Source organism: Roseospirillum parvum (genome assembly GCF_900100455.1).
In the GTDB taxonomy this organism is placed as follows: domain Bacteria; phylum Pseudomonadota; class Alphaproteobacteria; order Rhodospirillales; family Rhodospirillaceae; genus Roseospirillum; species Roseospirillum parvum.
The window spans coordinates 36,706-60,960 of record NZ_FNCV01000001.1 but is presented as its reverse complement, the minus strand read 5'-3'; the positions used below and the strand labels follow the sequence as shown (position 1 = coordinate 60,960).

The 24,255-nt window shown below is 70.6% G+C and carries 26 protein-coding genes; 13 read left to right on the top strand and 13 right to left on the bottom strand.

Annotated features, from left to right (window positions below; translation table 11 throughout):
- Window positions 1-99: 99 nt before the first annotated feature.
- The 5 genes from BLR95_RS00270 to BLR95_RS00250 form a co-directional block, all read right to left on the bottom strand.
- Window positions 100-1,029 carry a nitrilase-related carbon-nitrogen hydrolase gene (locus BLR95_RS00270; protein ID WP_092613937.1) on the bottom strand — a complete coding sequence of 310 codons (930 nt, stop codon included), beginning with the start codon at window positions 1,027-1,029 and terminating at the stop codon, window positions 100-102.
- Between the two features lie 191 nt (window positions 1,030-1,220).
- On the bottom strand, window positions 1,221-2,270 hold the full coding sequence (locus BLR95_RS00265; RefSeq protein ID WP_092613936.1) for an extracellular solute-binding protein: 1,050 nt from the start codon (window positions 2,268-2,270) through the stop codon (window positions 1,221-1,223).
- A 72-nt stretch (window positions 2,271-2,342) separates the two neighbouring features.
- Window positions 2,343-3,122 (bottom strand): ABC transporter permease, encoded by a 780-nt coding sequence (locus tag BLR95_RS00260; protein ID WP_092613935.1) that lies wholly within the window; start codon window positions 3,120-3,122, stop codon window positions 2,343-2,345.
- Window positions 3,123-3,137: 15 nt separating this feature from the next.
- Complete coding sequence (locus BLR95_RS00255) at window positions 3,138-4,040, bottom strand: ABC transporter permease (protein ID WP_092613934.1); 903 nt, start codon at window positions 4,038-4,040, stop codon at window positions 3,138-3,140.
- Between the two features lie 8 nt (window positions 4,041-4,048).
- Window positions 4,049-5,158, bottom strand: a complete 1,110-nt coding sequence (locus BLR95_RS00250) for an ABC transporter ATP-binding protein (RefSeq protein ID WP_092613933.1) — start codon at window positions 5,156-5,158, stop codon at window positions 4,049-4,051.
- Between the two features lie 446 nt (window positions 5,159-5,604).
- Here BLR95_RS00250 and BLR95_RS00245 point away from each other — a divergent pair, with 446 nt between their 5' ends.
- Window positions 5,605-6,468, top strand: coding sequence for a hypothetical protein (locus BLR95_RS00245; protein WP_092613932.1), 864 nt, complete (start codon window positions 5,605-5,607; stop codon window positions 6,466-6,468).
- A gap of 61 nt (window positions 6,469-6,529) precedes the next feature.
- Window positions 6,530-8,845: an ATP-dependent helicase gene (locus BLR95_RS00240; RefSeq protein WP_092613931.1), complete on the top strand. Its 2,316-nt coding sequence runs from the start codon at window positions 6,530-6,532 to the stop codon at window positions 8,843-8,845.
- Window positions 8,846-8,857: 12 nt separating this feature from the next.
- Here the strand turns inward: BLR95_RS00240 and BLR95_RS00235 are convergent, their stop codons facing one another.
- Window positions 8,858-9,388 carry an invasion associated locus B family protein gene (locus BLR95_RS00235; protein ID WP_092613930.1) on the bottom strand — a complete coding sequence of 177 codons (531 nt, stop codon included), beginning with the start codon at window positions 9,386-9,388 and terminating at the stop codon, window positions 8,858-8,860.
- 102 nt (window positions 9,389-9,490) lie between these two features.
- Complete coding sequence (locus BLR95_RS00230) at window positions 9,491-10,342, bottom strand: SDR family oxidoreductase (protein ID WP_092613929.1); 852 nt, start codon at window positions 10,340-10,342, stop codon at window positions 9,491-9,493.
- A gap of 30 nt (window positions 10,343-10,372) precedes the next feature.
- Here BLR95_RS00230 and BLR95_RS00225 point away from each other — a divergent pair, with 30 nt between their 5' ends.
- Window positions 10,373-11,188, top strand: coding sequence for a tetratricopeptide repeat protein (locus BLR95_RS00225; RefSeq protein ID WP_092613928.1), 816 nt, complete (start codon window positions 10,373-10,375; stop codon window positions 11,186-11,188).
- Window positions 11,185-11,619 (top strand): hypothetical protein, encoded by a 435-nt coding sequence (locus BLR95_RS16175; protein ID WP_092613927.1) that lies wholly within the window; start codon window positions 11,185-11,187, stop codon window positions 11,617-11,619. The genes BLR95_RS00225 and BLR95_RS16175 overlap by 4 nt, the downstream gene beginning before the upstream one ends.
- A gap of 205 nt (window positions 11,620-11,824) precedes the next feature.
- Here the strand turns inward: BLR95_RS16175 and BLR95_RS00215 are convergent, their stop codons facing one another.
- Window positions 11,825-12,496, bottom strand: a complete 672-nt coding sequence (locus BLR95_RS00215) for a glutathione S-transferase family protein (RefSeq protein ID WP_092613926.1) — start codon at window positions 12,494-12,496, stop codon at window positions 11,825-11,827.
- Window positions 12,497-12,740: 244 nt separating this feature from the next.
- Between BLR95_RS00215 and ffh the strand changes: the two genes are divergently transcribed.
- From ffh to BLR95_RS00170, 9 genes are all read left to right on the top strand, one after another.
- Window positions 12,741-14,354, top strand: coding sequence for a signal recognition particle protein (gene ffh / locus BLR95_RS00210; RefSeq protein ID WP_092613925.1), 1,614 nt, complete (start codon window positions 12,741-12,743; stop codon window positions 14,352-14,354).
- A gap of 94 nt (window positions 14,355-14,448) precedes the next feature.
- A complete protein-coding gene (gene rpsP, locus BLR95_RS00205; RefSeq protein ID WP_092613924.1) occupies window positions 14,449-14,832 on the top strand; it encodes a 30S ribosomal protein S16 in 384 nt (127 codons plus the stop codon).
- Between the two features lie 15 nt (window positions 14,833-14,847).
- The gene (rimM, locus tag BLR95_RS00200) at window positions 14,848-15,390 is read left to right on the top strand and encodes a ribosome maturation factor RimM (RefSeq protein ID WP_092613923.1); all 543 of its coding nucleotides are present in this window, start codon (window positions 14,848-14,850) and stop codon (window positions 15,388-15,390) included.
- The gene (trmD, locus tag BLR95_RS00195; RefSeq protein ID WP_092613922.1) at window positions 15,387-16,151 is read left to right on the top strand and encodes a tRNA (guanosine(37)-N1)-methyltransferase TrmD; all 765 of its coding nucleotides are present in this window, start codon (window positions 15,387-15,389) and stop codon (window positions 16,149-16,151) included. Before rimM ends, trmD begins: the two co-directional genes overlap by 4 nt.
- Window positions 16,148-16,606: a 50S ribosomal protein L19 gene (gene rplS, locus BLR95_RS00190; RefSeq protein ID WP_092613921.1), complete on the top strand. Its 459-nt coding sequence runs from the start codon at window positions 16,148-16,150 to the stop codon at window positions 16,604-16,606. Before trmD ends, rplS begins: the two co-directional genes overlap by 4 nt.
- 97 nt (window positions 16,607-16,703) lie before the next feature.
- Entirely contained in the window at window positions 16,704-18,137 is a 1,434-nt protein-coding gene (leuC, locus tag BLR95_RS00185) for a 3-isopropylmalate dehydratase large subunit (protein ID WP_092613920.1), read from the top strand.
- A gap of 41 nt (window positions 18,138-18,178) precedes the next feature.
- Window positions 18,179-18,547: a hypothetical protein gene (locus BLR95_RS00180; protein WP_092613919.1), complete on the top strand. Its 369-nt coding sequence runs from the start codon at window positions 18,179-18,181 to the stop codon at window positions 18,545-18,547.
- Window positions 18,548-18,552: 5 nt separating this feature from the next.
- A complete protein-coding gene (leuD, locus tag BLR95_RS00175) occupies window positions 18,553-19,167 on the top strand; it encodes a 3-isopropylmalate dehydratase small subunit (protein ID WP_092613918.1) in 615 nt (204 codons plus the stop codon).
- Between the two features lie 180 nt (window positions 19,168-19,347).
- Entirely contained in the window at window positions 19,348-20,061 is a 714-nt protein-coding gene (locus BLR95_RS00170) for a Crp/Fnr family transcriptional regulator (protein WP_176787494.1), read from the top strand.
- Window positions 20,062-20,070: 9 nt separating this feature from the next.
- Here the strand turns inward: BLR95_RS00170 and BLR95_RS00165 are convergent, their stop codons facing one another.
- Genes BLR95_RS00165 through BLR95_RS00145 form a run of 5 tightly spaced genes read right to left on the bottom strand, consistent with a single transcriptional unit; the run spans window position 20,071 to window position 24,204 of the window.
- Window positions 20,071-20,895, bottom strand: a complete 825-nt coding sequence (locus BLR95_RS00165; RefSeq protein ID WP_092613916.1) for a thermonuclease family protein — start codon at window positions 20,893-20,895, stop codon at window positions 20,071-20,073.
- The gene (locus BLR95_RS00160) at window positions 20,892-21,515 is read right to left on the bottom strand and encodes a DUF2799 domain-containing protein (protein WP_176787492.1); all 624 of its coding nucleotides are present in this window, start codon (window positions 21,513-21,515) and stop codon (window positions 20,892-20,894) included. The genes BLR95_RS00165 and BLR95_RS00160 overlap by 4 nt, the downstream gene beginning before the upstream one ends.
- Before the next feature lie 57 nt (window positions 21,516-21,572).
- On the bottom strand, window positions 21,573-22,916 hold the full coding sequence (locus BLR95_RS00155; RefSeq protein WP_092613914.1) for an ATP-binding protein: 1,344 nt from the start codon (window positions 22,914-22,916) through the stop codon (window positions 21,573-21,575).
- Window positions 22,913-23,641, bottom strand: coding sequence for a response regulator transcription factor (locus tag BLR95_RS00150; RefSeq protein WP_092613913.1), 729 nt, complete (start codon window positions 23,639-23,641; stop codon window positions 22,913-22,915). Before BLR95_RS00150 ends, BLR95_RS00155 begins: the two co-directional genes overlap by 4 nt.
- A gap of 26 nt (window positions 23,642-23,667) precedes the next feature.
- Complete coding sequence (locus tag BLR95_RS00145; protein ID WP_092613912.1) at window positions 23,668-24,204, bottom strand: MarR family winged helix-turn-helix transcriptional regulator; 537 nt, start codon at window positions 24,202-24,204, stop codon at window positions 23,668-23,670.
- Window positions 24,205-24,255 lie beyond the last annotated feature (51 nt).

Sequence of the window (24,255 nt, the reverse complement as noted above, 5' to 3'; positions counted from 1 at the left end):
GCGGGGGTCCGGGGGAGCCCCCTGGCTCCCCCGGCGGGGATCCAAAGGGGCAGCGCCCCTTTGCTATGGCTCAGCATACGTCGGGCCCTGGTGTGGGCGTCATTGGGGGTCCAGGGTGCGGATGGTGATGTGGTCGGCCGACCAGGGGCCTTGCCAGACGGCGGCGGTTCCCGACTGGCGCAGTCTGCTGGCGATGGTGGTGGGCAGGGGCGGGGTGATCAGGCAGGGGCCGTCATCGGGGTCGGTGGCGCGGGGTGGCAGGGCGGTGCCCCAACGGCCGGTATCGCCCAGGGTGGGTTCGCAGGGCACGAAGGCGGCGGCGCCGGAGATGTTGGTTTCGATGCCCGAGGAGAAGGCGGTGCAATCGCCCACCGTGCCGCAGGCGACGACGCAGGTCATCAGTTCCACGGCGCGGGCCTTGGCGCAATCGAAGACACGGTGGTAGCCGGCCAGGGTTTCGGTCATCGAGGGGACCAGCAGCACATCGACGCCCTGTTCCTGCAGGTGGCGCGCCAGATCGGGCTGTTCCACGTCCAGGCAGATGGTCACCGCCCAGGTCAGGCCACGCCAGCGGAACAGGTTCAGCTCGCGGCCCGGCTTCAGGTTCCACCCATCGACGTGCTGTTCATCCGGGGTCAGGGAAAGCTTGTCCTGGGCGATGGTGGCGCCGCCGGGGAGCAGCACGTGGGCCCGGTTGACGTAGCCGCCGTTTGGCGCGGCGACCGGCAGGGTGCCGGCCAGCAGGGCCACGTGGTGGCGCTCGACCAGGGGCTTAAGGGCGGCCAGGGCGGCATCGGCGCGCTCGGCCATCCAGGCGATTTCGGCGGCCATGGGCAGCGGTCGGCCGGGGGCGAAGGAGAGCCATTGGACGCTGGCGTATTCGGGCATGACCAGCATCCAGGCGCCGGCCTTGGCGGCCTGTTCCAGGCGCTCATCGACCAGGGCGGCCCAGGCTTCGAGGCTGTCCACCGGGCGGGCGATATTGGTCGCCCACAGGGCGAGCACCGGATCGGCAGGAGAATCGGTCATCGGGGGGCTTTCGGCTGGATGGAGCAAATCCCGCGTGATCCGGAACGGATCGCGACGACGATTTGCGGCAAGATCAAGAACCTGGATCAGGTTGCGTGGTTCACAAATCACGCAACCCAACTCCAGGGGAACGGGGGCCGGACATCTGGCGTTCCGGCCCCCGCGCGTGTCCTCAAGAAGGCTTTCGGGCCTTACTTCTTGAGCTTGGTCCACACCTTGTCGCGCAGGTCGATGGCCTTGGCCGAGCACGGGGTGTTGGCGCGCAGGCGATCCTGGTACTCAGGGGGCGTGTTGACCGCCGGATCGGCCTTCAGCGCCTCGTCCAGGAACTCGCCCGAGCCGTCGATGGCGTTCATGTAGCCGGTGTAGTTGGAAACCTCGGCGGCGTTCTGGGGCGCCATCATCCAGTTGATGAACACCTTGGCGTTGTCCGGGTTGCGGGCCCCGGTGGGGACGGCCAGGTTGTCGGCCCAGTAGGGCACGCCCTCGCGCGGGTAGACGAAGGTCACGCTGGGGCGCTCCATCTTGGTGCGGTGGGCGGCGCCGTTCCACTGCTGGTGCATGATGACCTCGCCGGCGATCATGCGCTCGATGGTGCCGTCGGACTGGTACATGGCGAGGTAAGGCTTCTGGGCCAGCAGCAGGTTGAGGATGTCCTGGGCCTCGGTGGCGCTTTCGGTGCAGCGCCCGTAGCCCAGATAGTAGGCGGCGGCGGTGTAGAGCTCGCTGACGTCATTGAGCGCCACCACCTGGCCCTTCAACTCCTCGGCCGGCTTGAAGAAGGGGCCCCAGGAGTCCTCGACCTCGCCGCCCGGCACCCGGTCGGCGTCGTAGCTGTAGCCGGTGGTGCCCCACATGTAGGGCGCGGTGTATTCCAGGTCGGGATCGTAGTAGGGGCTCTGGAAGGCCGGGCGGACGTTGCCGACGTTCTCCATGCTCTTGGTGTTGATGGCCTGGATGATGCCTTCCTCGATCAGGCGCGGCACGATGTAGTCGCTGGGCACGATGATGTCGTAGCCGGTCGCCCCGGCCTGCAGCTTGGCCAGCATGGTTTCGTTGGAATCGTAGACATCCAGGGTGACGTCGATGCCGGTCTCCGCCTCGAAGCGCTTCAGAAGGTCGGGCGGGATGTAGTTGGACCAGTTGTAGATGAACAGCTCGCCGTCGGCCTGGGCCGGGGCGGCGACGGCGACCAGGGCCAACGCGGCCAGGGTGGTCTTCAGCGTCTTCTTGATGGTCATCGGCTTGGCACTCCCTTGGGGATGGTGGGTGCGAAACGGTCCGGCGGGCGCGCATCGCCCGCCAGGGCACGGTCAACGGTTGGTCACCCGACCCAGGATATGGGACAGGGAGACGAAGAGGATCGAGATGAAGAGCATCAAGGCGGAGATGGCGTTGACCTCCGGGCTGATGCCCATGCGGATGGAACCGAAGATGTAGATCGGCAGCGTGGTCGCCCCAGGCCCGGCGACGAAGTAGGTGATGACGAAATCATCCAGCGAGATGATGAAGGCGAGGATCGCCCCGGACAGGATGCCCGGCCACAGCAGGGGCAGGGTGATCCGCCGGAAGGCCACCAGTTCGTTGGCGTAAAGGTCGGCCGCCGCCTCGCCCAGGCTGGGGTCCAGCCCCTCGATGCGGGCCCGGATGGGCAGGTAGGCGAAGGGGATGCAGAACACCGTGTGGGCGATGATGACGGTGACCAGGCTCAGCTTCAGGCCGACCAGGATGAAGAACAGCAGGGTCGCCACGGCGGTGACGATCTCCGGCACCACCAGCGGCAGGGCAAGCACGGCGGAGACCGCCGACTGGCCCTTGAAGCGCCGCCGCGCCATGCCCACCGCGCCCAGGGTGGCGAGCAGGGTGCTGGCCAGGGTGGCCGCGCCGGCGACGATCAGCGAGTTCTCGGCCGCCGAGAGGATGTCGTTGTTGCTCAGGACCGCCCGATACCAGTCGAGCGAGAAGCCGGTCCAGATGGTGGCCGTCCGGTTGGCGTTGAAGGACAGCACGATCAGGATGAGGATCGGCACATAAAGGTAGGCGAAAAACAGCCAGGCGATGGGCCGGGTGCCCGGGAAGCGACGGATGTCCATGCGCGATCTCCCTCCCTATTCCGGCAGTTTGCGGAAGCGGGTGAGGTAGAGCACCATGGCGATCAGCACCATGGCCAGCAGGGTGAAGGCCAGCGCGGCCCCGAACGGCCAGTTGCGCGAGGCGGCGAACTGAAGCTGGATCAGGTTGCCGATCATCAGGCCCTTGGAGCCCCCCAACAGCTCCGGCGTCACGTAGCTGCCGAGGCTGGGAATGAAGACCAGGATGGAGCCCGCCGCGATGCCGGGCAGGCTCAAGGGCACGATCACCCGGGCCAGGGCCTTGAGGCGGGTGGCGCCCAGGTCGTAGGCCGCCTCGACCAGCCGGAAGTCGAGCTTTTCCAGGCTGGCGTAGATGGGCAGCACCATGAAGGGCATGAAGCTGTAGGTCAGGCCGATGGTGATGGCCCACGGGGTGTAGAGGATGGAGACCGACTCCCCGGGCCCGATCAGGCCCAGGCCGGCCGCCCACTGGTCGATCAGCCCGTTGGTGCGCAACAGCAGGATCCAGGCGTAGTTGCGCACCAGAAGGTTGGTCCAGAAGGGCACCGTGACCAGGAACACCAAGAGGTTGCGCCACTTGGCCGGGGCCAGCGACATGTAAAGCGCCACCGGAAAGCCGACCAGAAGGGCGATCAGGGTGGTCGACAGCGAGAGCAGGAACGAGCGCAGGTAGATTTGCAGATAGTCGGTGTTGAAGGTCAGGCTGTCGTCCAGGTTGCGCTCGAAGAGAAACGAGGTGTAGGCCTCGACGGTGTGCTGGTCCCAGACCACGCCGCCGTAGGCACCGCGGTCGAGGAACGAGACATAGGCCATCAGGCCGAGCGGGATCAGCATGAACAGGCCGATCACGGCGATGCCGGGCCCGATCAGCAGAAGCCGGGCGACGGCCGGCGAGCGGCGCGGCAGGTCGAGCAGCATGGGCTTCCTCAGTCCTTCAGCACCTGGACGGCGTCGTCCGGGAAGGTGATGCGCACCTCGGCCCCTTCGTCGATGTCCGGGGCGTGGTTGTCGCGGTTCTGGATGCGCGCCGTCAGCGGCGCCTCGAGGCCATCGACCCTTACATGGTACAGGGTGTCGGTGCCGAAATAGACCACCGTCTCGACCCGCCCGCTCAGCCCCTCGCCGTGACCGGCGGGGTCCAGGAAGGTGCGCTCCGGGCGGACCGCCAGGGTGACCTGGCTGCCCTGGCGCTGGTCGAGCTGGGAGGCCTCGGCGCGCACCGTGAAGCCGCCGGCATTGCCCACGGTGAAAACCGCCGGGTGGCCCTCGGTGCTCAGGGTGGCGGGCAGGAAGTTGGTCTCGCCGATGAAGTCGGCCACGAAGCGTTCCACCGGATGGCGGTAGATCTCCTCTGGCGTTCCGATCTGCAACACCTTGCCGCTCTTCATCACGGCCACCCGGTCGCTCATGGTCAGCGCCTCTTCCTGGTCGTGGGTGACGAAGACGAAGGTGATGCCGGTTTCCTGCTGCAGGCGCTTCAGCTCGATCTGCATGCCCTTGCGCAGCTTGAAGTCGAGCGCCGACAGCGGCTCGTCCAGCAGCAGCACCTTGGGCGCCGGGGCCAGCGCCCGGGCCAGCGCCACGCGCTGCTGCTGGCCGCCGGAAAGCTGCCCCGTCTTGCGCCGCTCCATGCCGGTCAGGTGGACCAGTTCCAGCATCTCGGCGACCCGGCGCTCGGCGGCCGCCGGGTCCACCTTCTGCATTTCCAGGCCGAAGCGGACGTTCTCGGCCACCGTCATGTGGGGGAACAGGGCGTAGCTCTGGAACACCGTGTTGACCGGCCGGCGATAGGGCGCCTGATCGGTCACGTCCAGGTCGTCCAGCAGCACGCGGCCCTGGCTCGGCTGCTCGAAGCCGGCGATGACCCGAAGCAGCGTCGTCTTGCCGCAGCCCGAGGGGCCAAGCAGGGTGAAGAACTCGTTGCTTCTGATGTGCAGGCTGACGTTGTCGAGCGCCCGCACCTCGCCCTGCTGGTCGTCGGTGAACACCTTGACCATGTCGCGGATGTGGATGCCGGGCTGGGGCGGGGAGTCCATCGCGCTCCCCATCGGGGAGGCGGTCGGTGGACTGGGGGGCAAAGACGGCTCGGGCGCCAAGGCTTGCGCTCTCCCTGCTGGCTGTGGTCGGGGACTGCGGGCAGCGGCAGTCCGGGCGACGGAAACCGAAAACGGCGACTGGGTTGGAAAACTGGGTTGGAGAAACAGCGGCGCCGCCGGTTCGTTTCCCTGCCCCGGGCTGCCCGACCGCCATACTCCCCCTTTTCTTGGAAAACAGGTTCCGCGAGTTGCCATCCCTTCGTCAACCAGGTTGTTGGGAATTTTTGACACTTGTTTGGGCAACCGGGCCCGACTGCCCAGAAAACCGCCATCGGTAAGATGGTACTCCCCCTTGACGCTCCCCACGGAAAAGGCATTTGTGGAGCCGACGGGGGCCCCGCGCGGCCACCCGGCGTCCCTTCCGCTGCCTTTCGTCGGCTATCCCCATGCGCCACCGTCCACTGCTCGCCGTTGCCGTGCTGGCCCTCGCCCTGGGCCTGACCGCCCCCGTGGCGCGGGCGGAAAGCGCCCTGCTGCGTCAGGTTCATCACGACCTGGAAAGCGACATGACGGCCCAGTTGAGCCGCCTTCAGGCGCGCCACGACGCGGCCCGCGACGCCCTCGGCCCGGACCATCCGGTGCTCGGTCGGCTGGGGCGCGCGGTGGCCCGCACCCAGGCCACCCTGGACACCCTGGCCACCACCGTCGCGACGGCGCGGGCCGAGGGCGACACGGCCTATCTCACGGCCCTGGAGGCGGCCTGGCGGCAGGCGGTGGAGGCCCGGGAGGCGGCCCAGGCGGCGCAGCGGGACCTCTCGGCCCGCCTGTCCCACCCCTCCACCCCGCCCACCCCGGGACCGGTCGGCCTGCCCCTGTCGCCGCCGCCCCCCCAACACGCCGCCGAACCGGCCGCCGAACCGCCTCCCCAGGCCGAACCGCCCCCCCAACTCGCGGCCCGCGACCCCGGCCTGAGCGGGCGGCTCGACGCCGAGCGCCAGGGAGCCCGCCGCCTGCACCGACGAATCGGCGAATTGCAGGTCCGCTTCCAGGACCTGGTGCTGGGTCTGGCCGCCGACCACCCGGCCCTGCCCCAGGTGATCCGGCTTGGCGAACGCCTCGGCCTGGCCCGCGACATGGTGGCCGAGGGCCTGGACAGCTACGAGGAGTTGGCCGAGGGGTTGGCCGCCGGGCGGCTCGACCCGGTGGGGGTCGAACGCGCCATGCTGGCGGCCGGCGAGACGGTGGCCCAGGGCCAGGCCCGGCTGGACGCCGTACTGGCCGACTACGAGGTCTTGCGCCAGGGCTCCTGACCCTCCTTCCGCCATATCTGGAGGGTGGTTCCCGCCCCCTGCCCCCGATATATTGTGGGGCATGAGCGACCCCTTCGATCTGTCCAGCTTCCAGCCGGCTCCCCCGGCGCCCCCGCCCAGCACCCCGCCGGCGCCGCCGCCGTGGCTGGAGGGGCTCAACCCCGAACAGCGTCAGGCGGTGGAGACCACCGACGGGCCGCTGCTCGTGCTGTCCGGCGCCGGCACCGGCAAGACCCGGGTGCTGACCACCCGGCTGGCCTACCTGCTGCACCAACGGCTGGCCCGGCCGTGGGAGATCATGGCGGTCACCTTCACCAACCGCGCCGCCCGGGAAATGCGGGAACGGGTCGGCGAGTTGATTGGCCCACCGGCCGAGCAGCTTTGGCTGGGCACCTTCCACGCCCTGGGGGCGCGCCTTTTGCGTCGCCACGCCGAGCTGGTCGACCTCAAGAGCAACTTCACCATCCTCGACGCCGACGACCAGTTGCGGCTTCTGAAGCAGCTCATGCAGGCCGCCAACCTGGACCCCAAGCGCAGCCCGCCGCCGGCCCTGATGGGCTGCATCCAGCGCTGGAAGGATCGCGGCCTGACCCCGGAGGCGGTGCCGACCTCTGATCGCGGCGCCATGGACGGCTTTGCCCACCGCCTCTACGGGCCCTATCAGGAGCGCCTGAAAACCCTCAACACCTGCGACTTCGGCGACCTTCTGCTGCACTGCCTGACCGTCTTCAAGAGCCACCCCGAGGAAGCCCTCCAGCCCTATCAGCAGCGCCTGCGCTACATCCTGGTCGACGAGTACCAGGACACCAACGTGGCCCAGTACCTGTGGCTCAGGCTGCTCGCCCAGGGGCATCGCAACCTGTGCTGCGTGGGCGACGACGACCAGTCCATCTACTCCTGGCGCGGCGCCGAGGTGGGCAACATCCTGCGCTTCGAGCAGGACTTCCCCGGCGCCAACGTCATCCGCCTGGAGCGCAACTACCGCTCCACGCCGCGCATCCTGGCCGCCGCCTCGGAGCTCATCGCCAACAACCGCGACCGCTTGGGCAAGACCCTGAAAAGCGGCCACGCCCCCCAGAGCGCCTCCCAGGGCGACGATGACGCGCTGGGCGAGCGGTTGCGCGTGCGCGCCGTGTGGGACGGCGAGGAGGAGGCCCGCGTCGTCGCCGAGGATCTGATCGCCCACCAGCGCGATGGCGGCCGGCTGTCCGACGCCGCCATCCTGGTCCGCACCGGGGCCCAGACCCGCGAGTTCGAAGAGCGCCTGATGACCACCGGCCTGCCCTACCGGGTGGTCGGCGGGCCGCGCTTCTACGAGCGCCTGGAGATCCGCGACGCGGTGGCCTATCTGCGCCTGATCGCCCAGGCCGACGACGACATGGCCTTCGAGCGCATCGTCAACAAGCCGCGCCGGGGGATCGGCGACGCCACCCTCAAGACGCTGCACCAACTGGCCCGGGCCGGCGGCCTGTCACTGTCCGCCGCCGCCACCGAGGTGCTGGGCAGCGACGAGCTGAAACCGCGCGCCGCCAAGGCCCTGGACGGCTTCCTTCAGCAGATCGCCGGCTGGCGGGAGGTCGCCGCCGAGACCCCGCCGGGCGAGCTGATGTCCCGGGTGCTGAAGGAGTCGGGCCTGATCGACATGTGGCGCGCCGACCCCGACCCCCAGGCCCCGGGCCGGGTCGACAACCTGCGCGAACTGTGCACGGCGCTGGAGGACTTCGAGAGCCTGGAAACCTTCCTCGAACACGTCAGCCTGGTCATGGAGAACGAGGAAGCCGCGCTCGGCGACCGGGTCACCCTGATGACCCTGCACGGCGCCAAGGGGCTGGAGTTCGAGCTGGTCTTCCTGGCCGGCTGGGAGGAAGAGTTGTTCCCCCACCGCCGGGCGCTCGATCAGGAGGGCCTCAAGGGCCTCGAGGAAGAGCGCCGGCTGGCCTACGTCGGCCTGACCCGGGCCCGCCGCCGGGTGACCATCAGCCACGCCGCCAACCGCCGCCTGTTCAGCCAGTGGCAAAGCTGCCTGCCCAGCCGCTTCCTGGACGAGCTGCCCGACGCCCATGTGGTCCGCGAGGGGGCCAAGGGCCTCTCCGGCGGGCGGGCTGGCAGCTTCGGCGGCGGCTCGGGACTGGGCTGGGATGGGCCGAGTTGGGCCCGCCCGAAACCCGACCGCCACATCGAGCGGCCCACCCCCACGCCGCCGGCCACGCGACCGGCCGCGCCGGATGGCGAGGCCGCCTTCAGCCCCGGGCAGCGGGTGTTCCACGACAAGTTCGGCTACGGCACGGTGACCCGGGCCGAGGGCGGCAAGCTCGACATCCAGTTCGAGAAAGGCGGCGCCAAGAAGGTGATGGCCCGCTTCGTGGTCGCCGCCTGAGCGGCGAGCCCCCTACTTGACCGGGTGGTTGCAGGCCTTGGAAATGGCCTTGTAGGCGTCCAGCGAGCCGCGCAGCGAGAAGGTGTCCAGGGTTTCCGTGCCGCGGCTCGACAGGCCGCGCACGCGCAGCGTCTTGCCATAGGCGATGGCCTGGGTCAGCCGGCGGTCGTCGGTCTCGGTGCGGGTCCAGGCGCGGTCGCCCTCGGTGTACAGCGAGAAGGTGCCGTCGCCGACCTCCACCTCGACATCCACGCCATCGGCGTAAGGGTAGCCGGCGACCATGTTGACCACGTCGAAGGCGCCGTCGCCCGGGCGGTGGCTGACCAGCATGAAGACGTCGCCGCGCTTGGTGTAATCGCCCTGCGAGCTGAGCGGCCGGCTGGCCATGTAGCAGACCTTGTTGCCCTGCTCCTGGTAGGTATAGGCCGACCACGAGCCGAACACGCCGATGCGCTCGACCTCGGTCGCCGAGGCCGGCGTCGCGGCCAAGGCACCCAACAGCACACCGAAAATCGCCGCCACAACGGAGGGCTTGAACGCCATCGCTCGCCGGTCCTTCCTTCTGTCACCGAATACCCGTCATGCTGAGCCGGGAATGTGGCACCAGCGGGGCGAGCGCGCAAGCACCGCCCGCCGGGCCAGTGGTCAACCGGCCGTCCGGGCCGCCAGTTGCGCGGCCAGACCGCTGCGATAGTCGGGATGGGCCAGGGTGACGCCCAGCTCCTCCTTGATGCGCCGGTTGCTGACCCGCCGGTTGTCGGCATAGAAGCTCATCGCCATCGGCGACAGGTTGGCCGACTCCAGCGGCTCCTCGGGCGGCGGCTCCACACCCAGCAGGTGGGCGGCGTGGGCGATCACCTCCTGCGGCGGGGCCGGCAGATCGTCGCACACGTTGTAGACCGTGCCCGGGCTGGGCCGCTCCATGGAGGCGGCCACCACCCGGGCGATGTCGGCCACGTGGATGCGGCAGAACACCTGCCCCGGCTTGACGATGCGCCGCGCCGTGCCGGCCTCAAGCGAATCGATGGCGCTGCGCCCCGGCCCATAGATGCCGGCCAGCCGGAAGACATGGCCCGGCAAACCACTCTCGAGCCAGGCCCGCTCGGCGGCGACCCGGCGGGCGCCGCGCGCCGAGCCCGGGGCCAGCGGGCTTTCCTCGTCGACCCAGGCCCCGTCGGTGTTGCCGTAGACCCCGGTGGTCGACAGGTAGCCGGCCCAGCGCAGCCCCGGCAGCGCCGCCAACTCGGCCCGGTGCACGGCCAGGGGCAGGGGATCGCCGTCGCCGGCGGGAGGGATGGAATCGAGCACATGGGTTACCCCCTCGAAAGCCTCCGGGGGCAGCCGGTGTTCGGCGTCGAAGGTCCACAGGCCGGCCGCCGGATCGGCGGCGCCGCGATGGGTACCGCGCACCGTCCAGCCCCGAGCCCTCAGGTCGTCGGCCAGCACCCGACCGCTGTAGCCCTGGCCGAAGATCAGCACCACCGGAGTCTCTTGCATTCCCTTTCCCCCTGTCGGACCCTGGCCGGCATGAAGCGCCGCGCCCTCGCCCCTGTTGTCCATGCCCTCATCTATGCCCTGGTCGCCCTGGCGGCAACCGGCCCGGCGGCACATGCCCAATCCCCCCAGGTCCAGACATCCGAGCCCGGCACCATCGACCCGGCAACCGAATACGCCCGCTGCCTGGCCCTGGCCCGCAGCGACCCCGAGGCCGGCTTCGACCGCGCCGGCGCCTGGGAAGGCCTGGGCGGCGGCGACGCGGCCCGCCACTGCGCCGCCGTCGCCCTGCTGGAAATGGGCGAGGCCCGCCCCGCCGCCCGGCGCCTGGAACTGCTCGCCGAGCAGTCGCGCCAGCGCCCCGAGGTGCGGGCCGGCATGCTCGCCCAGGCGGCCCAGGGCTGGCTGCTCGACGCCAACCCCGGGCGCGCCGTGGCCGCCCTGGACAGCGCGCTGGCCCTGCTGGCACCCGACGCCCCGGCCCGCGTCGACCTGCTCATCGACCGCGCCGTGGCCCTGGCCGAGGCGGCCAACTACCGCCCGGCGGTGGACGACCTCTCGGCCGCCCTCGCCCTCGATCCGCGCCGCGTCGATGCCCTCACCTTGCGGGCCAGCGCCCGCCGCTTCCTGGACGACACCGCCGGCGCCCGGGCCGACATCGATGCCGCCCTCGAGTTGGACCGCTTCAACCCCGACGCCCTGCTCGAACGCGGCATCCTCAACCGTCTGGCCGGCGACGCCGCGGCGGCCCGCGACGACTGGCTGGCTGTGGTCAACATCGCCCCCGACAGCGCCGCCGCCGAACTGGCCCGGGCCAATCTGGCGCGGCTCGACGTCGACCAGCCATGAAGCGCAAGGCCGCCAACCTGCCCCCCGGCAGTCTGGTCGAGGCCCTTCTCGACGGCCGCTGGCGCCCCTGCCTGCTCGCCCGGCGCCAGGGCAAGGACTTCCAGACGCTCCATCTGGCCCCCCTCGATCCCCCCGGCGAACTGCTGCCGGTCGACCCGGAGACCAAACTCAACCCCCTGCCCGGCCAACTCCACCTGGAACCCACCCCAGCCACCGGCCAGGAACCCGGCCCGCCCATCCCCACCGGCGGCGCCTTCAGCGCCCCCGACGGCCAATGGCTGAAAACCGAGGAAGACTACAAAGGCCAACGCTCCCTGGCCTGCGTCAACCTCGCCACCGGCACCATCGCCCGACGCCGCGACCGCCAACCCGAGATTACCCCCCTCACCCTCACCCCGCCCACCCGACGCTGGACCTGGCGACGGCGGTGACGCAAAGGGGCGCTGCCCCTTTGAACCCCGCTGGGGAGGCCGGGGGCCTCCCCAGACCCCACCCTTGAGTCAAAACCCCACCGAGGGGGGCAAGCCCCCCTCGGTGGGGTTTTAAGTCACGGCGGGGGTCCGGGGGGGCCCCTGGTCCCCCCGGCGGGGGTTCCAAGGGGGCGGCGCCCCCTTGGCGTCACCGCCGTTGCCAGGGTCAGAAGTCGAGGTCGGCGTAGTGGGGTGGGGGGGTGATGCCGGGGGCGGTATCGGCGAGCAGGGGGCGGAAGGCGGGGCGGGATTTCAGGCGGGCGTACCAGTCCTTGGCCAGTGGGTGGTCGTTCCAGGGCACGTCGCCGCTGTAGTCGATCACCGACAGTTGGGCGGCGGCGGCGAGGTCGGCCAGGGAGAGGCTGTTGCCGGCCAGCCAGCGGCGTCGTTCGGCCAGCCAGGCGATGTAGGTCAGGTGGGTATGGATGTTGGCCTTGCCGGCCCTGAGCACGCGCGAATCGGGCGGTGGGCCGCCGGCCAGTCGGCTCCACAGTTTCTGGCCCCACAGGTGGCGGGTTACTTCGTCGAAGAACTTGTGGTCGAACCACGCGGTCAGGCGGCGGGCCTCGGCGCGGGCCTTGGGGTCGGGGCCGAGCAGGCCGGGGTCGGGGTGGGCTTCGTCCAGGTATTCGGCGATGGCCTGGGCGTCGGCCACGGTGGGGCCATTCTCAGCCTCGCACAGCACCGGCAGGTTGCCGGCCGGGTTGAGGGCCAGCAGATGGGGCGGCCGTTCCCAGGGCTTTTCCTCGATGAGCTCGGCATCCAGGCGTTTTTCGCCCAGGCACAGGCGAACCTTGCGGGAGAACGGGCACAGCGGGTGGTGGTGAAGGCGGCGCATGGCGTGGTTATGAACCGCCCGGCGAACGTCCGCAAGAACCGCTGCGGCTTGACCCGGGTGGGGTGGGCGGTCTAAAAGGGCGGCTTCTGTTTTCCGCTTCGGGCATCTCAATGCTCCCGAGGGGGCCCGTCAGTCCGCGAGGTTCGCGCACTGGCGCTGTTGGCGCTTGTCCAAAAGCTGGCGCCGTTGGTGCTTGTCCGAAAGCTGGCACCATTCGTCCGTTTCAACCGCCAGGGGTGGCGTGATGTTCGATTCCCTTTCCAGTCGCCTGGGCGCGACGCTCGACAAGCTGAAGAAGCGCGGCGCGCTGAGCGAGTCCGACGTCAACACGGCGATGCGCGAGATCCGGGTCGCCCTGCTCGAGGCCGACGTCGCCCTGCCGGTGGTCAAGGAATTCGTCGCCCGGGTCAAGGAACAGGCCATCGGCCAGGACGTGGTCAAGTCGGTCACCCCGGGGCAGATGGTGGTCAAGATCGTCCACGATGCCCTGATCGACACCCTGGGCACCGAGGAGACCGGGCTCAATCTGGCCGCCACCCCGCCGGTGCCGATCCTGATGGTCGGTCTTCAGGGCTCGGGCAAGACCACCACCTCGGCCAAGATCGCCCGCAAGCTCAAGAACGACCAGAAGAAGAAGGTGCTGCTGGCCAGCCTGGACGTCTACCGCCCGGCCGCCCAGCACCAGTTGCAGGTGCTGGCCGATCAGGCCGAGGTCGACTGCCTGCCCATCGTCAAGGGCCAGAAGCCGGTGGCCATCGCCGGCCGGGCCCTGGAGGAGGCGCGCAAGGGCGGCTACGACGTGGTGATCCTCGACACCGCCGGGCGCCTGCACATCGACCAGGAGCTGATGGACGAGGTGGCCGAGGTCTCGGCGCTGACCGAGCCAGCCGAGACGCTGCTGGTGTCCGACGCCATGATCGGCCAGGACGCCGTCAACACGGCCCGCGAGTTCAACGAGAAGGTGGGTGTCACCGGCATCGTGCTGACCCGGGTCGATGGCGACGCGCGCGGCGGCGCGGCGCTGTCCATGCGCGCCGTCACCGGGCGGCCGATCAAGCTGCTCGGCACCAGCGAGAAGCTGGACGGCCTGGAGGGCTTCCACGCCGACCGCATCGCCAACCGCATCCTGGGCATGGGCGACGTGGTCAGCCTGGTGGAAAAGGCGGCGCAGACCGTCGACCAGGACGCCGCCGAGCGCATGGCCAAGAAGATGATGGCCGGCAAGTTCGATCTGGAAGACATGCTGGTGCAGCTTCAGCAGATCCAGAAGATGGGCGACTTCAAGGGCCTGCTGGGCATGATGCCGGGGCTGGCCAAGATGAAGAAGCAGATCGCCGAGGCCAACATCGACGATAGGATGATCAAGCACCAGGAAGCCATCATCCTGTCCATGACGCGCCAGGAGCGGCGCCATCCCGAGCTCATCAAGGCCAGCCGCAAGCGGCGCATCGCGGCCGGCTGCGGGCGCCCGGTGCAGGAGGTCAACAAGGTGCTGAAGCAGCACCAGCAGATGGCCACCGTGATGAAGCACATGAAGAAGGCCGGCGGCCGCAAGGCCCTGATGAGTGCCCTGACCGGCGGCGGCATGCCCGGCGGGGCCGACCAGCTCTCGCAGATGGGCCTGCCGGAAAGCTTCGACCCCAACGATTTCAAGGAGGCCCTGAGCGGCCCCGGCGGCGAGGCCCCGCAGGCCCCCGGCGGCGCCCTGCCGCCGCCCAGCGGCGGCATCGCCGGCGGCCCCGCCCTGCCCGGCCTGGGCGGCCCCATGGGCGGCGGGATGGGCGGCATGCCCGGCCTGCCCGGCGCCATGCCCCCGCCGGGAGGCCGCAAGTCCAAGTTCCGCAAAAAGAAAAAGTAGGACGGCTTCGGCCCTCCTCGGTTGCCAGCCGCCCCCACCCGGGGGCACCCGTTTCACTCCCCGAATTCGATCCCCAAAGGAGACACCAACCCCCATGTCGTTGAAGATTCGCCTGTCCCGTGGTGGCGCCAAGCGCCGTCCCGTCTACCGCATCGTGGTCGCCGATTCGCGGATGCCGCGCGATGGCCGCTTCATCGAGAAGCTGGGCACCTACAACCCGATGCTGGCCAACGACCACGAGGAGCGGGTGCGCCTCAAGGAAGAGCGGGTCAGCCACTGGCTGGCCAACGGCGCCCGTCCGACCGACCGGGTGGCCCGCCTGCTCGCCGCCAAGGGCCTGATGGCCGCCCCGGCGATCCCCGAGCAGACCAAGAAGAACCAGCTCAAGGCCAAGGCCCAGGAGCGCCTGCGCGAAGCCGAGGAGCGGGCCAAGGCCGCCGCCGAGGCGGCCGCCGAGGGCGCCGAGGCGGCCTCTTAAGGGGCCCCGCCAACCATGCGCCCGGGGCGGCTGCTGCTTGGCGTGGTCACCGGCCCGCACGGGGTGAAGGGTCAGGTGCGCCTGAAGAGCTTCACCGCCGAGCCGGCCGACATCGCCGCCTACGGCCCCCTGGCCACGGCCGACGGCCGCCGCTTCACGGTGGCCGTCACCGGCCGGGCCAAGGGGGTGGTGCTGGCCCGCCTTTCGGGGATCGACGACCGCACCGCCGCCGAGGCCCTGAAGGGCACCGAGCTGTGGCTGGAGCGCGATTCCCTGCCGGCGCCCGAGGACGACGAGACCTTCTACCACGCCGACCTGATCGGGCTCGCCGTCGAGGATACCGGCGGCCGGGCCCTGGGCGCGGTGACGGCGGTGCACGACTTCGGGGCCGGCGACGTGCTGGAGATCAAGGGCGCGGCCGGCGAGCTGATGGTCCCCTTCACCCGCGCCGCCGTGCCCACGGTCGATCTGGCCGGCGGCCGGCTGGTCGTCGATCCGCCCGAGGAAGAACTGGCGGAGGAAGAACTGGCGGAGAAACTGGCGGAGGACGGGGCATGAGCCCGACCGAGGCCCCGACCGCCGACACCGCCCCGTTCGACGTCCGGGTGCTCACCCTGTTCCCGGAAATGTTCCCCGGGCCGCTTGGCGCCTCGCTGGCCGGCAAGGCCCTGATGGATCGCGTATGGACCCTGAAAACGGTGGACATCCGCGATTTCGCGGGCGATAAGCACGGCACCGTGGACGACAGTCCGTTCGGCGGCGGGGCCGGCATGGTGATGCGCCCCGACGTCATCGACCGGGCCCTGTCCGCCACCCATCCCGGGCCGGGATCGGGCCGCCTCGTCTACCTGACCCCACGGGGCCGGGTGCTGGACCAACCGCTGGTCCGCGAGTTGGCCGCCGAGCCCGGCCTCACCGTGCTCTGCGGGCGCTACGAGGGGGTGGACCAACGGGTCCTGGAGGCCTGGGCACCCGAGGAGATCAGCCTGGGGGACTTCGTCCTCTCCGGCGGCGAGGCAGCGGCCATGGCCCTGCTCGACGCGGTGATCCGGCTGCTCCCCGGGGTGGTCGGCAAGACGGAAAGCCTGGAGGCGGAGAGTTTCGAGACGGGGCTGCTGGAGCATCCCCACTATACCCGGCCCCAGGTCTGGGCCGGTCGGTCGGTGCCGGAGGTTCTGCTTTCCGGCCACCACGCGCGCATCGTCGACTGGCGGCGCGCCATGAGTGAAGACACCACCCGGTGGCGGCGCCCCGATCTGTGGGATCGGTACCTCGCCGCACAGAAGCAAGAGCAAGAGGGTAGAAAGGAACAGCCATGAACATTCTGCAAGAAGTCGAGCAGGAGCAGGTCGACAAGCTGCTGGCCAAGCGGCCGGTGCCGAACTTCCGCCCCGGCGACAACGTCAAGGTCCACGTGCGCGTGGTCGAAGGCACCCGCGAGCGTATCCAGGTCTTCGAGGGCGTGGTGATCGCCCGCAAGAACGCCGGCATCAACTCCAGCTTCACGGTGCGCAAGATCAGCTTCGGCGAGGGCGTGGAGCGCGTCTTCCCGCTGTACGCGCCGGTCATCGAGCGCATCGAGGTGATCCGCAAGGGCCGGGTGCGCCGGGCCAAGCTGTACTACCTGCGCGACCGTCGCGGCCGGTCGGCCCGCATCATCGAGGACACCCAGGGCACCGCCCGGGCGCAGGCCGCCGAGCGCGAGATCGATCGCGCCAAGGCCGCCGCCGCCAAGGCCGCCGCCGAGGCCGAGAAGTCCGAGAAGGGCAAGTAGGTCCCTTCTCCTTCGGCACGCCAAGGCCGGCGGGGCGCCTGACGGGCCGCCCCGCCGTCCCTATTCCCCTGAAAGACATCAATTGGCGACAGAGACGATGGCCGAGCCCCGCACCCTGTTCGACAAGATCTGGGCCGACCACCTGGTCGAGGTCCAGGAGGACGGCACCTGCCTGATCTACATCGATCGGCATCTGGTCCATGAGGTGACCAGCCCGCAGGCCTTCGAGGGGCTGCGCACCGCCGGTCGCAAGGTCGCCCGCCCGGCCCTGACCCTGGCCATGGCCGACCACAACGTGCCCACCGCCGGGCGCGAGACGATGGCCGGGGCAGCCGACATCGCCAACCCGGAAAGCCGCACCCAGGTCGAGGCGCTGGAAAGCAACGCCCGCGACTTCGGGGTGACCTACCTCGGCATGAGCGACATCCGCCAGGGCATCGTGCACATCGTCGGCCCGGAGCAGGGCTTCACCCTGCCCGGGGCGACCATCGTCTGTGGCGATTCCCACACCGCCACCCACGGCGCCTTCGGGGCCCTGGCCTTCGGCATCGGCACCTCGGAGGTCGAGCACGTCCTGGCCACCCAGACCCTGCGTCAGGCGCCGGCGAAAAACATGCTGGTCGAGGTCGCCGGCGCCCTGCCCGAGGGCCTGACCGCCAAGGATCTGGTGCTCGCCATCATCGGTGAGATCGGCACCGCCGGGGGCACCGGCCACGTCATCGAGTACGCCGGCGAGGCGATCCGCGGGCTGTCCATGGAAGGCCGCATGACGGTCTGCAACATGACCATCGAGGCGGGCGCCCGGGCCGGCCTGATCGCCCCCGACGAGACCACCTTCGAATACCTCAAGGGCCGCCCCATGGCCCCCAAGGGCGCCCTGTGGGAAACCGCCGTGGCCCACTGGCGGACCCTGAAGACCGACCCCGGGGCCCACTTCGACAAGACGGTGAGCATCGACGCGACGACCCTCGAGCCGTTCGTCACCTGGGGCACCTCGCCCGAGGATGCGCTGCCCATCTCGGCCCGCGTGCCCAGCCCCGGCGATTTCCCGGAGGCCAAGGCCAAGGCGGTCGAGCGCGCACTGGCCTACATGGACCTCACCCCCGGCACGCCGCTCACCGAGGTGGCCATCGACCGGGTCTTCATCGGCTCGTGCACCAACGGCCGCATCGAGGACCTGCGCGCCGCCGCCGCCGTGGTCGAGCGGGCGCTCAAGGTCGGCAAGACGGTGGCCCCGGGGGTCGGCGCGATGATCGTGCCCGGCTCCGGGCTGGTCAAGGAACAGGCCGAGGAAGAGGGCCTGGACCGCATCTTCCTGGACGCCGGCTTCGAATGGCGCGCCCCCGGGTGCTCGATGTGTCTGGCCATGAACGAGGACCGCCTGAGCCCCGGCGAGCGCTGCGCCGCCACCTCGAACCGCAACTTCGAGGGGCGCCAGGGGCGCGGCGGGCGGACCCACCTGATGAGCCCGGCGATGGCCGCGGCGGCCGCCATCACCGGCCGCCTGACCGACGTCCGGACCTTCTTCTAGTCCGCACCTTCTTCCAAGCCCCCCTCGGAGAGCCCGCCGTCATGGCCCGCGCCTGTTCACCCGCCCTGACCCTCGACCCGGCCACCGGCATCCCCCGGCTGGCCAGCGAGATCGTCCTGCCCGAGCCGGTGATGCGCGCCCTGGTGCGCGGCACCAGTCTGGTCGAGCTGATCGCCACCCCGGCCAACGACCCCTTCGCCCCCGACCTGGACGACCTGGACGACCTCGGCGACCTGGACGGGACGGGCGACGAGGGCGACGAGGGCGACGAGGGCGACGTCATCTGGGCCTGGGTCGAGGAAGACGAGGACGCCACCGGGGCGATGGACCCCGACGATGAGGACAGCGAGGCCGACACCGTCGCCGAAAGCCTGCTGTCCGTCATGCTGGCCCGCAAGCTGAAGGGATAGGCCCGATGGACAAGTTCACCAGCCTGACCGGGGTCGCCGCCCCGCTGCCGATGATCAACGTCGACACCGACATGATCATCCCCAAGCAGTTCCTGAAGACCATCAAGCGCACCGGCCTGGGGGCCCACCTGTTCGACGAGATGCGCTTCGATGGCGACGGCAACGAGGTGCCCGACTTCGTGCTCAACCAGCCGGCCTGGCGCCGGGCGCAGATCCTGGTCGCCGGCGACAACTTCGGCTGCGGCAGCTCGCGCGAGCACGCCCCCTGGGCCCTGCTCGACTTCGGCATCCGCTGCATCATCGCGCCCAGCTTCGCCGACATCTTCTACAACAACTGCTTCAAGAACGGCATCCTGCCCATCCGCCTGCCCCAGGAGGAGGTGGACAAGCTGATGGCCGACGCCGAACGCGGCGCCAACGCCACCATCACGATCGACCTGGAGAACCAGGAGATCAAGGGGCCCGACGGCGGCACCATCCGCTTCGACATCGATCCCTTCCGCAAGCACTGCCTGCTCAACGGGCTGGACGACATCGGCCTGACCCTGGAGCGCCGCGAGCTGATCGACGACTTCGAAGGCCGCCGCACCACCCAGCAGCCCTGGCTGGCCGCCGAGTGACCCCGGCGGGCGGGAAAAAGCGGGCTTTTCCCGCGCCCTGCTCTGCCGTACAGTGACTTGACGAGAGGCTTCGGGGGCGACCGGCGCCCGAACCGACTCGGCCGCCGGAGAAGCCGGCGGAACCGCCCAGAGGGGTGCAAACCCGTGGGCGGGAAAATGGCCGGGTGGTGGAGCGGCGCGGTGGAACTGGTCGAAACCGGATCGCTTGATGGGATCTTCCTGCTCCGGGACGTGCCGGCCGAGGGGCTGCGCGACTTCGCCCGGGCCTGCACCTGGCAGCGCTACACCGTCGACGAACAGATCATCGACCAGGACGACGACTGTCACGACGTCTATTTCGTCGTCAAGGGCGCGGTGCGCGTCCTCACCTACACCTACACGGTGGCCCTGGGCGAACAGGAAGTGGCCCTGGCCAACATCACCGCCGGCAACTTCTTCGGCGAGTTGTCGGCCATCGACCAGCGGCCCCGCTCGGCCCGCGTGATCGCCGCCGCCGAGACCGTCATCGCCGCCATCCCCGGCCCCACCTTCATGGAACTGCTGAAGTCCCACCCGGTGGTCGCCATCGAGATGCTGCACCATCTGGCCGGGATGGTCCGCCGGCTGGACGCCCGGGTGACCGAACTCAGCACCCTTTCCGACACCCAACGCATCATCTGCGAGCTGGTCCGTCTGGCCGAGCCCGACCCCAGGCGCCCCGGCGAGTACTTCATCAAGAGCGTGCCCAGCCACAGCGAGATCGCCGCCTGGGCCGGCACGGCCAAGGAGAACGTCGCCCAGACGCTGGGCGAACTGGCCCGCGAGGGGGTGGTGTCGCGGCGCATCTCCGGCCTGATGATCAAGGACTGGAGCCGCCTGCAACTGCTCGCCCGGGTGCCCAGCGAGGCGGCCTGACCTTCCCCCCTACTCCACCACCTCCAGCCGCTCCGGATGGTCGAGCACCAGCATCGGGCCGTTGCGGTTGCGCAGCCAGCCCCGGGCCCGCACCGTCCGCCCCTCCAGGGCCAGCAGATCGACCCCGAGCCCACGGAACGCCTGCTGGAACAGGGGCCACGCCGGCTCGTCGACGCGGACGGTGAAGTCGGTGCGCCAGTCGGGGCCGAAGTTGAGGTAGATGTGGTCGCGCACCCGGGCGGCGTCGCGCACCGTGCCCTCGACCAACTGGAAGGTGCCGACCTCGCCGAGCAGGCGGGCCACCGCCGTGGCGGCGCGGATGGCGTGGCGCGAGTCGGCCCACAGGCCGCGCCGGGCCTGGCGTGCCGCCGCCTCGCGGCGCAGCAGGGCGGGGCCCAGGGCGCGGTTGTCGGCGAAGGTGTAGACCCGGGCCAGCCCCCGGTCGATCAACTCGGCCTCCAGCCACAGGCCGTCAGCGCGCACCAGATGGGCCAGCAGGCGGCCGTGGCGGTCGTGGCGGGCGCGGTCGAAATGGGGCGTCACCCGGCGCCCCTCGGCCAGTTCGACCAGGGCGGCGGTGGCCGCCTCGGCGAAGGGCTCGGGGGTGCCCCGGCCGTAATTCATCTCCGGGGCCTGGATGGCCAGCAGGCGGACCCGCCGGCCGTCGTCGAGGTCCACGGTGTCGCCATCCAGCACCCGCGCGACCACGCCGGGCTCGCCCGGAGTGAGGTCCTGGGGGGTCAGGTCTTGGGGGGTCAAGTCCTGGGGGCTGAGAGCCTTGGCCGGCGCGGCGAGGAGCAGCAGGGCGCAGAGGACGACAACGGCCCGCCTCATGGCTTGCCGCTCCAACGGGCGGCGGCCTCGGCGCGCCGCCGGAAGGCCCGTTCCTCCAGGTGGACGCGGCGGACCAGAAGGTCGGCCCGCCGGTTGTCCAGACGGCGCAGTTCCGTATCCAGGTCATCGAGCCGAAGCAGGGCGTTGGTGCGCGCCTCCAGGGTCTCGCCGGTCAAGGCCGCCGATTTCAGGGACGCGCGGCGCCGGCGCAGCGTGTCGAGCTGTTGGTCGAGGTCGGTCACCTCGGCCGCCAGGTCCTCGGCCTCCTCTTCCAGGCGGTGGATGTCCCGGCCGGCCTGATGGGCGGCGACGAAATCGGCCTCCAGATGGGCCGGGCAGACGCCCCGGTAGGTCTTGCCGTCCAGCCCCTCGGCATAGCCCCGGGCCGGGCGGCAGTACTCCAGCAGGCCCTCGCCCCGCCCGGCGCGGTAGGCGGCGAGCACCGGGGCGATGCCGTACTCGGCGCAGGCTTCCCGGTGATCCTCCAGCCGGCTGCCCGGCCGCCCCGCCGCGCCGTCGGCATAGCCGATCGCCGCCCAGTCGGCGGTCCGGCACTCGTCCTCGCTCAGGCTGGCACAGCCGGTGAGCAGAACCGTCAGCAACACCCCGACCAAACGCACGCCGTCATCTCCCGGTTTCCCAATCCTCGACGCACCCTATCAGGGTCCGATCCCCCCTCACAGCGGCAAGCGGACCCGCACGCGCAGGCCGCCCAGGGGGCTGTCGAGCAGGGCGATCTCGCCGCCGTGGCCGCGCACCACGTCGCGGGCGATGGTCAGCCCCAGGCCGCAGCCGCCGGTCGCCGGGTTGCGCGAACGCTCGACCCGGTGGAAGGGGCGGAAGACCTCCTCGCGCTCGGCCTCGGGGATGCCGGGGCCGTCGTCGTCGATGAGGATTTCCGCCGCCCCCTGGCGCTCGCCCAGGCGCACGCTGACGTGCCGGGCGAAGCGGCTGGCGTTGGCCAGCAGGTTGGACAGGCAGCGGTCCACCGCCTGCACCTTCAGGGGCAGGGTCAGGCTGCGTTCCAGGTGCAGGTCGACCAGCGCCCCGTGGCGGCGGAAGCGGCCCACCACCTCCTCGATGAGCCCGGCCAGATCGGTCGGCACCGGCGCCTCGGTGCCCTCGCCGCGGGCGAAGGCCAGATAGGCCTCGACCATGCGCTCCATCTCGGCCACGTCGTCCAGCAGGTCGTCCAGGCCGTCGGCGCCCAGGCCGCTGTCGGGATGGCGCCGGGCCAGGGAAAGCTGGAGCTTCATGCGGGTCAGCGGGGTCCTCAGATCGTGCGAGACGCCGGCCAGCATCTCGGTGCGCTGGGCCACCTGACGGCCGATGCGCTCGCGCATCAGGTTGAAGGCCTGGGCCGCCTGACGCACCTCGCGGGCCCCCTCGATCTTGAACTGGCCGATCTCGCGGCCCTTGCCGAAGGCGTCGGCGGCGGCGGCGAGGCGGCGCACCGAGCGCACCTGATTGCGCATGAACAGGGTGGCCAGGGCGAACAGCAGCACCGAGGCGCCGACCATCCAATAGATCAGCAGGTCGGCGGTGAAGCTGGAGATGCGCTTCTGCTCGGTGGTCACCACCAGCACGCCGCGCGGCAGTTGGATGTCGATCCGCACCTTGCCGTCCGGCCGCTCGAGGTCCATCAGGAACGGCCGGCGCACCCGTTCCTCCAGGGCGGCGGCCATGTTGCGGGCCAGGGCGCTGGTCAGCCTGAGCGGCTGGTTGGGCAGCACCCGGCCCTCCTGATAGTCGAAGCTGAGTTGCAGGTAGAGCCCGGCGGTGGCGTGCAGGCGCTGGAGTTCCTCCGGGTGGTGGGCCGCCTCGTCGAGGACCAGGGCGATCTCGCCGGCCAGGGCGTTGGTCAGGCGCCGGGTGATGGTGTCCCAGTGGCGGTCGTAGAAGACATAGGCGGTGATCACCTGGACCAGGATCAGCGGCGCCACGATGATCAGCAGCGAGCGCGCCAGCAGCCCCTTGGGGCTGAGCCGGCGCAGCAGGCGCGGCGTGCCGAAGATGGTCATTCGCCGGGCCTCAGCCGGTAGCCCTGGCCGCGCACGGTCAGCAGGTAGCGGGGCAGCCGGGGGTCGGGCTCGATCTTCTTGCGCAGCCGGGTCACCTGCACGTCGACGGCGCGCGGGTTGGCGGCGTTGCCGGTCGCCTCGGCCAGCTCGTCGCGGCTGATCGTCTCGCCGTTGTGGCGGGCCAGCACGGCCAGCAGGTTCAACTCGGCGGCGGTCAGGTGGACCGCGCCGGTGGCCCCGGAAAGCAACTCGGCGGTCGGATCGAAGGTCAGGGCGCCGAAGCGCAAGGGGGCCGCCGGGGCCGCCGCCGGACGCGGCAGGCGGCGCAGGATGGCGTTGATGCGCAGCAGCAGCTCGCGCGGCTCGAAGGGCTTGGTCAGGTAGTCATCGACCCCCACCTCGAGGCCCCGGATGCGGTCCTCGGGCTCGGCCATGGCGGTCAGCAGCAGGATCGGCACCGGCGGCGGCGCGCCCGGGTCGGCCTCCTCGGCGCGCAGGGCGGCGGCCACCTCGAGCCCACTTTCGCCGGGCATCATGATGTCGAGCACCACCAGATCGAAGGTCAGGGCGGCCAGATGGGCCCGGGCCTCGGCGGCATCGGCGGCGGTCGAGACCATGAAGCCCTCGCCCGACAGGTAGTCGCTGAGCAGGCGGCGCAGCCGGCGATCATCGTCGACCACCAGGATGTGATGGCGCAGGTCGCCGAGCAGGTCGCGGGTGGTCATGGAAGCGGCTTTCAGGGAAGAGGCTGTCAGGCCGAGCGCCGGGTGGTCAGGGGATCGGGCTCGGCCAGCGGCGCGCCGTCGGTGGCCGCCGGGCCGGGGCGCGGCAGCGGCGAGTCGAGCAGCCCGCCGAGCACCTTGCGGAACCCCTCGACGGCGCTCGCCCCGGCCGCCCGATAGGCCCGGGCGACCCGCTCGCGCTGGCATTCGGTCAGCCGGCGTTCCAGGGCCTGGCCCTGCTCGGTCAGGTGCAGCAGGCGCTGGCGGCGGTCCCGCGTGCCCTGGTGCTGCACGATCAGCCCCTCGGCGACCAGATGGGACAGCACCCGGCTCAGGCTCTGCTTGGTGATCTTGAGGATGCCCAGAAGCTCGCTGACGCTGATCCCCGGATGGCGGCCGACGAAGTAGATGACCCGGTGGTGGGCCCGCCCGAAGCCCATGTCGGCCAGGATGGCGTCGGCCTCGGCGGTGAAGTCGCGGTAGGCGAAAAACAGAAGCTCGATGCCCTGGCGCAGGTCTTCCTCGCGCAGGAACAGCGGGTTGACCCCGCCCTTGATGCCGCTCATCGCCTGATCCTTACAGCCTGCGGCGGAGCGGCCGGGGCCCCGCCAAGTACG

What these genes read in the sequence shown, in the direction of transcription:
- BLR95_RS00270 (WP_092613937.1), bottom strand. Translation starts at nt 1,029, where the DNA reads ATGACCGATTCTCCTGCCGATCCGGTGCTCGCCCTGTGGGCGACCAAT.
- BLR95_RS00265 (WP_092613936.1), bottom strand. Translation starts at nt 2,270, where the DNA reads ATGACCATCAAGAAGACGCTGAAGACCACCCTGGCCGCGTTGGCCCTG.
- BLR95_RS00260 (WP_092613935.1), bottom strand. Translation starts at nt 3,122, where the DNA reads ATGGACATCCGTCGCTTCCCGGGCACCCGGCCCATCGCCTGGCTGTTT.
- BLR95_RS00255 (WP_092613934.1), bottom strand. Translation starts at nt 4,040, where the DNA reads ATGCTGCTCGACCTGCCGCGCCGCTCGCCGGCCGTCGCCCGGCTTCTG.
- BLR95_RS00250 (WP_092613933.1), bottom strand. Translation starts at nt 5,158, where the DNA reads ATGGACTCCCCGCCCCAGCCCGGCATCCACATCCGCGACATGGTCAAG.
- BLR95_RS00245 (WP_092613932.1), top strand. Translation starts at nt 5,605, where the DNA reads ATGCGCCACCGTCCACTGCTCGCCGTTGCCGTGCTGGCCCTCGCCCTG.
- BLR95_RS00240 (WP_092613931.1), top strand. Translation starts at nt 6,530, where the DNA reads ATGAGCGACCCCTTCGATCTGTCCAGCTTCCAGCCGGCTCCCCCGGCG.
- BLR95_RS00235 (WP_092613930.1), bottom strand. Translation starts at nt 9,388, where the DNA reads ATGGCGTTCAAGCCCTCCGTTGTGGCGGCGATTTTCGGTGTGCTGTTG.
- BLR95_RS00230 (WP_092613929.1), bottom strand. Translation starts at nt 10,342, where the DNA reads ATGCAAGAGACTCCGGTGGTGCTGATCTTCGGCCAGGGCTACAGCGGT.
- BLR95_RS00225 (WP_092613928.1), top strand. Translation starts at nt 10,373, where the DNA reads ATGAAGCGCCGCGCCCTCGCCCCTGTTGTCCATGCCCTCATCTATGCC.
- BLR95_RS16175 (WP_092613927.1), top strand. Translation starts at nt 11,185, where the DNA reads ATGAAGCGCAAGGCCGCCAACCTGCCCCCCGGCAGTCTGGTCGAGGCC.
- BLR95_RS00215 (WP_092613926.1), bottom strand. Translation starts at nt 12,496, where the DNA reads ATGCGCCGCCTTCACCACCACCCGCTGTGCCCGTTCTCCCGCAAGGTT.
- ffh (WP_092613925.1), top strand. Translation starts at nt 12,741, where the DNA reads ATGTTCGATTCCCTTTCCAGTCGCCTGGGCGCGACGCTCGACAAGCTG.
- rpsP (WP_092613924.1), top strand. Translation starts at nt 14,449, where the DNA reads ATGTCGTTGAAGATTCGCCTGTCCCGTGGTGGCGCCAAGCGCCGTCCC.
- rimM (WP_092613923.1), top strand. Translation starts at nt 14,848, where the DNA reads ATGCGCCCGGGGCGGCTGCTGCTTGGCGTGGTCACCGGCCCGCACGGG.
- trmD (WP_092613922.1), top strand. Translation starts at nt 15,387, where the DNA reads ATGAGCCCGACCGAGGCCCCGACCGCCGACACCGCCCCGTTCGACGTC.
- rplS (WP_092613921.1), top strand. Translation starts at nt 16,148, where the DNA reads ATGAACATTCTGCAAGAAGTCGAGCAGGAGCAGGTCGACAAGCTGCTG.
- leuC (WP_092613920.1), top strand. Translation starts at nt 16,704, where the DNA reads ATGGCCGAGCCCCGCACCCTGTTCGACAAGATCTGGGCCGACCACCTG.
- BLR95_RS00180 (WP_092613919.1), top strand. Translation starts at nt 18,179, where the DNA reads ATGGCCCGCGCCTGTTCACCCGCCCTGACCCTCGACCCGGCCACCGGC.
- leuD (WP_092613918.1), top strand. Translation starts at nt 18,553, where the DNA reads ATGGACAAGTTCACCAGCCTGACCGGGGTCGCCGCCCCGCTGCCGATG.
- BLR95_RS00165 (WP_092613916.1), bottom strand. Translation starts at nt 20,895, where the DNA reads ATGAGGCGGGCCGTTGTCGTCCTCTGCGCCCTGCTGCTCCTCGCCGCG.
- BLR95_RS00155 (WP_092613914.1), bottom strand. Translation starts at nt 22,916, where the DNA reads ATGACCATCTTCGGCACGCCGCGCCTGCTGCGCCGGCTCAGCCCCAAG.
- BLR95_RS00150 (WP_092613913.1), bottom strand. Translation starts at nt 23,641, where the DNA reads ATGACCACCCGCGACCTGCTCGGCGACCTGCGCCATCACATCCTGGTG.
- BLR95_RS00145 (WP_092613912.1), bottom strand. Translation starts at nt 24,204, where the DNA reads ATGAGCGGCATCAAGGGCGGGGTCAACCCGCTGTTCCTGCGCGAGGAA.